This is a genomic window from Eggerthella sp., assembly GCF_048329335.1.
Taxonomy (GTDB): Bacteria; Actinomycetota; Coriobacteriia; order Coriobacteriales; family Eggerthellaceae; genus Eggerthella; species Eggerthella lenta.
Window position 1 is genome coordinate 1 of record NZ_DBFEGU010000219.1, and the last position, 6,441, is coordinate 6,441.

Annotated in this window: 5 protein-coding genes; 2 read left to right on the forward strand and 3 right to left on the reverse strand. The window is 64.3% G+C overall.

The window, feature by feature from the left end:
* Window positions 1–174: 174 nt before the first annotated feature.
* Both glmU and nhaA read right to left on the reverse strand, forming a co-directional pair.
* The gene (gene glmU / locus ACMO6A_RS07225) at window positions 175–1,545 is read right to left on the reverse strand and encodes a bifunctional UDP-N-acetylglucosamine diphosphorylase/glucosamine-1-phosphate N-acetyltransferase GlmU (protein WP_086414319.1); all 1,371 of its coding nucleotides are present in this window, start codon (window positions 1,543–1,545) and stop codon (window positions 175–177) included.
* 56 nt (window positions 1,546–1,601) lie between these two features.
* The gene (gene nhaA / locus ACMO6A_RS07230; RefSeq protein WP_114513299.1) at window positions 1,602–3,416 is read right to left on the reverse strand and encodes a Na+/H+ antiporter NhaA; all 1,815 of its coding nucleotides are present in this window, start codon (window positions 3,414–3,416) and stop codon (window positions 1,602–1,604) included.
* A 272-nt stretch (window positions 3,417–3,688) separates the two neighbouring features.
* Here nhaA and hpf point away from each other — a divergent pair, with 272 nt between their 5' ends.
* The gene (gene hpf / locus ACMO6A_RS07235) at window positions 3,689–4,264 is read left to right on the forward strand and encodes a ribosome hibernation-promoting factor, HPF/YfiA family (RefSeq protein WP_015761403.1); all 576 of its coding nucleotides are present in this window, start codon (window positions 3,689–3,691) and stop codon (window positions 4,262–4,264) included.
* Between the two features lie 84 nt (window positions 4,265–4,348).
* Here the strand turns inward: hpf and ACMO6A_RS07240 are convergent, their stop codons facing one another.
* Window positions 4,349–5,794, reverse strand: coding sequence for a response regulator transcription factor (locus tag ACMO6A_RS07240; protein WP_418471003.1), 1,446 nt, complete (start codon window positions 5,792–5,794; stop codon window positions 4,349–4,351).
* Between the two features lie 233 nt (window positions 5,795–6,027).
* On the opposite strand from ACMO6A_RS07240, the gene ACMO6A_RS07245 reads away from it, so the two are divergent.
* Window positions 6,028–6,441: twin-arginine translocation signal domain-containing protein (locus ACMO6A_RS07245; RefSeq protein WP_418471004.1), on the forward strand; the 414-nt coding region annotated here is incomplete at its 3' end.

The following is a 6,441-nucleotide window of genomic DNA, read 5'->3' on the forward strand; positions in this document are numbered from 1 at the left end:
TGGTGGCCGCTGCGCAACGGGCGGACGCGACGTACCTCGTTACCAACGACGAGGCGCTCATCAAGCACGCCCCCGTCGCCGCGCTCGCCCCGGCCGACGCGTTGGCGCTGCTGAAAGCGACGTTGTAGAAACGACGGGGGGGGGGGCGACGTCCCCCCCCCTTACAACTTGTTGTTATCCCTGCCGCTCGCGTTTCTTGGCGGCCCAGCCGGGGATTTCCCGTTGTTCCGGGCGCGTCAGGGCCAGCGCGTCGGGCGCCACGTCCTTGGTGATGCAGGAGCCCGCGCCGATGATCGCGCCCGCGCCGATGTTCACCGGCGCCACCATCATGGTGTCGCTGCCGATGAACGCACCGTCGCCGATGGTGGTGGCGTGCTTCTTCTTGCCGTCGTAGTTGCAGGTGATGGACCCGGCACCGACGTTCACATCTTCGCCGATGGTCGTATCGCCGATGTAGGACAGGTGCGGCACCTTCGAGCCCTTTCCCACCGTGGACTTCTTGATCTCCACGTGGGTGCCGGCCTTCGCGCCCTCGCACAGATGCGCCGCCGGACGCAGGTACGCGCGCGGACCGCATGTGGCGCCGTCGTCGATCTGCGCTTCTACGGCCACCGTCTCGTCCACGACGCAGCCGCAGCCCACCGTCGTGTCGGTCAGGCGCGAGTCGGGGCCGATGACGCTGTCCTCGCCGATGCTGGTGGCGCCCATGAGCGTGACGTTGGGCAGCAGCTCCACGTCCTGCGCGATGGCCACGTCCGGACCGATCCATACCAGCTCAGGGTCGATCATGGTCACGCCAGCCGCCATATGCGCACGGTTGATGCGACGCTGGGCCAGCTTCGTGGCCTCGGCCAGCTGGATGCGCGAGTTCACGCCCAGGCACTCGGCAGGGTCGTCGCAGGCCAACGCCAACACGGGACGGCCGGCGTTGTGACAGATCTCCAGCACGTCGGTGAGATAGAACTCGCCTTGCGCGTTATCGTTGCCCACCTGCTCGAGCGCGTCGAACAGCGCCCGCGCATCGAAGCAGTAGAACCCGGAATTGCACTCGCAGATGGCCGCCTCCTCGGGCGTGGCGTCCTTCTGCTCCACGATGCGCGCCACCGCTCCCTGCTCGTCGCGCACGATGCGCCCGTAGCCGAACGGGTCGTCCAGCTGCATCGTAAGCACCACCACGGCCGCGTCGTTCTCCTCGCGCACGGCCGCAAGGCGCGCGATGGTATCGGCCGTGATCAGCGGGCAGTCGCCCGACAGCACCACCAGCGAGCCGTCGAAATCGGCTAGAGCGTCCTTGCACACGGCCACGGCGCCCGCCGTGCCGTTCTGCTCCGTCTGCACCACGGTTTGCGTGTCCGCCACCAGCGGCTCCACCTGCTCGCGCGCATGTCCCACCACGGACACCACACGCTGGACGCCTGCCTCGCGCGCCGCGTCCACCACCCAGCGGACAAGCGGCTTGCCCAACACCTCATGAGCGACCTTCGGCTTTTTGGACTTCATCCGGGTGCCCGCACCTGCGGCCAACACGATAGCGGCAGCTTCCATATCGCTCCTTCGCAACGCAGTTCATCAAGGTTAAAAAGTATAGCGCAACAGCACGATCACCGTTCGTTTCGAGAGTCGGTATCGCCCGACACGCCCTCCACGTCCTCTTCCTCGTGGTGCAAGGCGCGGCGCAGCGCTTCCTCGCCGCCCTCGCGCAGAAGAGCCTCCTCCACGCTGAGCAGCGGAGGCTTTCCTTCGTCGTTGAAATCCTCCTGCACTTTTTCAAGCAGGTCGTCCTTGCCCTCCTCTTTCAGCACACGCACCACCTCGTTGCGCACCGCTTCGCGCACGTCCCCGATGGAGCCGCCGCCCAAAAGACCGGTCGGCCCTAGATCCACGACGATCTCGAACACGCCGCCGCGCTTCTTCGCCGCCTCGAGCTCGCTCTTGATGGCGGGATGATCCTCGATGCCGCGCAGCAGCTCCTCCGACTCGCGCGCAACCTCGCTGCCGGCAGTCTGACGAGCCACGTCGTCGCTCGAAGCCGAAACGTACGCCACGCCGCGCTTCTGCGCAGCCTTCGCCTGCAGCAGCAGGAACACGAAGCCCAGCACGCCCGCAAGCAGCGAGGCCGCCAGAATGGCCAGCTTCGCCGTGGCGATGTGCATCTCGTCGGTATAAGCAAGATTCGCCACGAAGATGGCCATGGTGAAGCCGACGCCTCCCAAGATGCTGGCTCCCAGCATATGGAACCAGTTCACGTTCTCGGGCAGCGAGGCCAGCTTGCTCTTGACGATCGCAAAGCTCATCAGCATGATGCCGAGCGGCTTGCCCACCAACAGGCCCAGCATGACACCGTACAGCACCGGATCCGTAAGCATGGAGCCGATGTCCATACCCGTGAAGCTGACATCGGCATTGGTCAAAGCGAACAAGGGCAGGATGCCGAAGTACACCCACGGATACAGCTTGTGCTCGAGACGAGTCGCCGGCGGCACAACCTGGCGCGTCACCTGGCTGAGATCCGCTACGGTCTTGATGTAGTCGCCCTGCGCGATGACGGGCGTCTCGGGCTGGAACGCGTCGCGCGCCTGACGAACCTTGTCGCCCGACCACGAGATGAAGCTCTCGAGATTAACGCGCGACCCCGACGGGATAACGAACGCCAGCAACACGCCCGCAATGGTGGAGTGAACGCCCGACATGAACACGCAGTACCACAGCACGGCACCCACCAGCAGATACGGCACCAACGAGTAGATGTGGCTGCGGTTCATCAGCACCAGCACCACTAGCACGGCGGCGGCCATGCCCAGCCAGAACATCGACGGGCTGTGGCCGTAGAAGACGGCGATCACCAGGATGGCGATGATATCGTCGGCCACGGCCAGCGTGCTCAAAAACACGCGCACGCCGCTGGGAACGCGGTTGCCCAACAAAGCCAGGATACCCAGCGCGAACGCGATGTCGGTGGCGGTGGGGACGCCCCAGCCTTGCACGGTTTCGGGATTCGTCGCGTTGAACACCAGGTAGATGCCGATGGGGGCCAGCACGCCGCCGATGGCAGCCATGATGGGCAGCAGCGCCTGGCGGATGTTCGTCAGCTCGCCCACCGTCAGCTCGTATTTCACTTCCAAGCCCACCAGCAGGAAGAACACAGCCATGAAGATGTCGTTGATCACGTGCGCCAGCGACATGCCCGCGAACGCGTCGCCGAAGAAGAAGCCCGCCTCGGTGTGCCAGAACTCCAAGAACGCCTCGTACGCGCCCGTGTTCGCCACGATGAGCGCCACGACGGCCGCCAGCAGCATGACGCCGGCCGCCTTCGTCGACGAGTGGGTGAATTGGATGAGTTTCCTGTATCGTGCCTGATGACGCTGCACTTCGTTGATGAAAATGCGCTGCGTTCCGTCTTGATTCTGTTCGGTCATGTCGCCCTTTCGGCTTCGTCGTTTGCCGTATTATCCCCCAATTACCTGGTGCGTCCGCTCGATTGTTACCCGTTTTTAGATCGATTTCACAACAAAGTAAAATGCCCGGCCAAAATATCATGAATTGCGCTATTCTGTACTCATCAGCTTAGGCGTTAGGAGTCGGCTTGGGATTCGCGTGGAGGGCATATCACCCATTCGCTCGTATGACCAGGTGCGATGACAACGACCGAGCTGTTTTTTTATTCGCAACGAGGTAAGAGGTGATCGCTATGAGCATTACCGTCACCGGACGCAAAATGCCTGTAACCGACGCGCTGCGCGAGTACGCCGAGGAGAAGATCGGCAATTCCATGAAGGTCATGGACATCGATCCGCTCGTAGCCGAAATCGTGCTGTTCGTTGAGAAGAACCCCGCCAATCCTCGCCCTGCCGTCTGCGAAGTCACGCTGCGCACGAAGGGCCACATCATTCGCGTCGAAGAACACGAAGAGGATATGTACGCCGCCATCGACGTGGCCGCCGCCAAGGTCGTCCGCCAGCTGCGCAAGTACAAGACGAAGGTGGTCGACCGCAAGCTGCGCGCCGCCGACGAGACCATCCGCATCGAGCCTTCCGCCGCCGGCGAGCTGGACGTTGACGGGCTCATGCAGGAACTGTCCGACGACGAAGTGGTGCGCGTGAAGACGATCGAGTTCGAGCCGCTGACCGAAGAGGAAGCGCTCGTGAAGATCGACCTCTTGGGCCACGACTTCTTCGCCTACACCGACCGCGACAGCGGCCTCGTGAACGTGCTGTACCGTCGCGACGACGGCGGCTACGGCCTCCTCAAGCAGGCGGAGGAGTAAGCGGTTTCGCCTCCCCAACCTCGCACGAACGAACGCCGGCGGATTCCACATCGCCGGCGTTTTCCTTTGCCGTGCGCGCCGCCCTCAGTCGGCGAACAGGTCGATGAGCTCCTGCTTCGAATGCACGCCGAGCTTCGCGTAGATGTTCTTCATGTGCGTGCGCACCGTGGCGGGCGAGCACACCAGCTCGTCGGCGATGAACGCGGCCGAGCGGCCCCGCGCAAGCTGCAGCATGATCTCCGACTCGCGCGCCGTGATGCGGTATTCGGCCGCCAGCTCTTCGGCGCGCGCCGCGAAACGATCCTCCCCGGTGACCACGATCACGCGCTTCTCGTCGGTCGACGGTCGCCGCCGCGTCAGGTACAGCAGCAGCATGGAAAGCCCGTACACCGCCGCGATGGTGACGATCCAGTACAAACCCTCGGCCTCGCTGCCCGACACCTCTCCCAGCCAATAGCCCGCCATGCCGAACAGCAGCTGCGACAGGCGGATGCACGCCGTGGCGAACGCGAACAGCACGTACGTCTTGAGCTTCTTCCGCTGTATCTGGCACAGGATGAAGTACAGCGCGCTGAACGAGATGAACTCGTACACGAGCACCAGCAGGCCCTGGAGCGCTTGCGAAGCCCAGCTTCCCAGCGTGAGCGGCAGCAGCACCACCAGCGCCAGCAGTATCGGGAACAGATAGCGGTACAGCCGCTCCACGTCCACCGCGCGGGCGACGACGACCACGACGAAGCAGAACACGAGCGCCGCCGAAATGGCCCCGACGGCGGAGATGATGCCCGACCCGTCGGTGGCGACGCCGAGGAAGAACCCGTTGAGGATGCTCACCGTCGCCTCGAGGACGATCGAGACCACCAACGCGTCGGCGATTCCCATCGCACCCTGGCGATATGCCTTGAACGTCGCGGGCGCCGCGTCGTCTTCGGAGGAATCGAGCCACGCGCGGCCCCTCGCGCGCAGCAGCAACGCGACCGCGCCGACGAGCAGCACGCCCACCGCGACGACGAACGGCACGCCCATGAGGCTGCCGCACGCCAACGTGATCACGCTTTTCACCAGCATGCCCAGCGCCAGGATGCCCGCGATCCGCGCCGGCGTCTGATGGGCCACCACCTCGAGCCACGAGAGGTTCAAGCACGTCGATGCAACGCCGTACGTCAGCGCCAGGAGCACGAACACCCCCGATGAGCCGGGGGCGATCCAAGGAGCCACGGCGGGAGCGGCAACCAGGAGCAGCAGCAGCGCCGGCAGCACCACGGGCAGGCGGAAGCCGGGGATGAGGCCCTTCCACGCAAGCGCCATCACCGTGAGCGCGCACAGCAGCGACGACAGTGCGGTTGTCATGGAGAACGACATGTCGGCGATGAACAGCGTGGACGTGGGAACCGAAGCGAGCGCCGAGGAGTACAGCAGGGAATTGGCACCCCGGAACAGCCCGTATCCCAGCGCAAGCGCCAGCGTCCGACCGTTGACGAAGAACCGGCGGTAGTCTGCTGCCTGCGTTGCGTAGCGGCTGTCTTGCATGATCCCCTCTCGCGTCAAGTACCTCCGTATTCTAACCGTTGAACGGCCCCGATGCCCCGCACACCTCGCGCCTCAAACGGCCAAAACGAAAAATACCGCAAAACAGGGCAGAGGCGAAACGGGGCGAAATACCGCAAAAGGCGGCACGGTGAACCGCCGTCTTCGAGGCAGAATCCAGAAAGCAAGGGAACGGGGCGAGCGGATGCGCGCCCCTCTGTCAGAAGGGATGAACCATGGAAGAACAATCTCAGGGCAAGCAGCTCAACCGACGCTCGTTCATTCAAGGTATCGCGGCGACGGGCGCTCTCGGCATCATGGCGGGCGCGGGCCTGTCGGGATGCGCGCCGCAGCAGCAAAGCGCCGCCGCCGAAGCGCCGCAGCAAGAGGCGGGTGCGAGCGCAGGCGAAGTGCACGAGTGGGTCGACGCGGTATCCTCCGCAAGCTTGGCCACGAACAAGTACACCACCTTCACCGAAACGCAGCTGCAAGACGCCGTCATGGCGTACCAGACCGAATGCGTCGTCTCCACATCGAACGAGGACGGCACGCCGAACATCGCCATCTTCGTGCCCGCGGCCATGATCGACGGAACGTACGTCGCGTTCGCCTGGGCCGAAAACCAGACGAAGGCGAACTTCGAGCGGGCG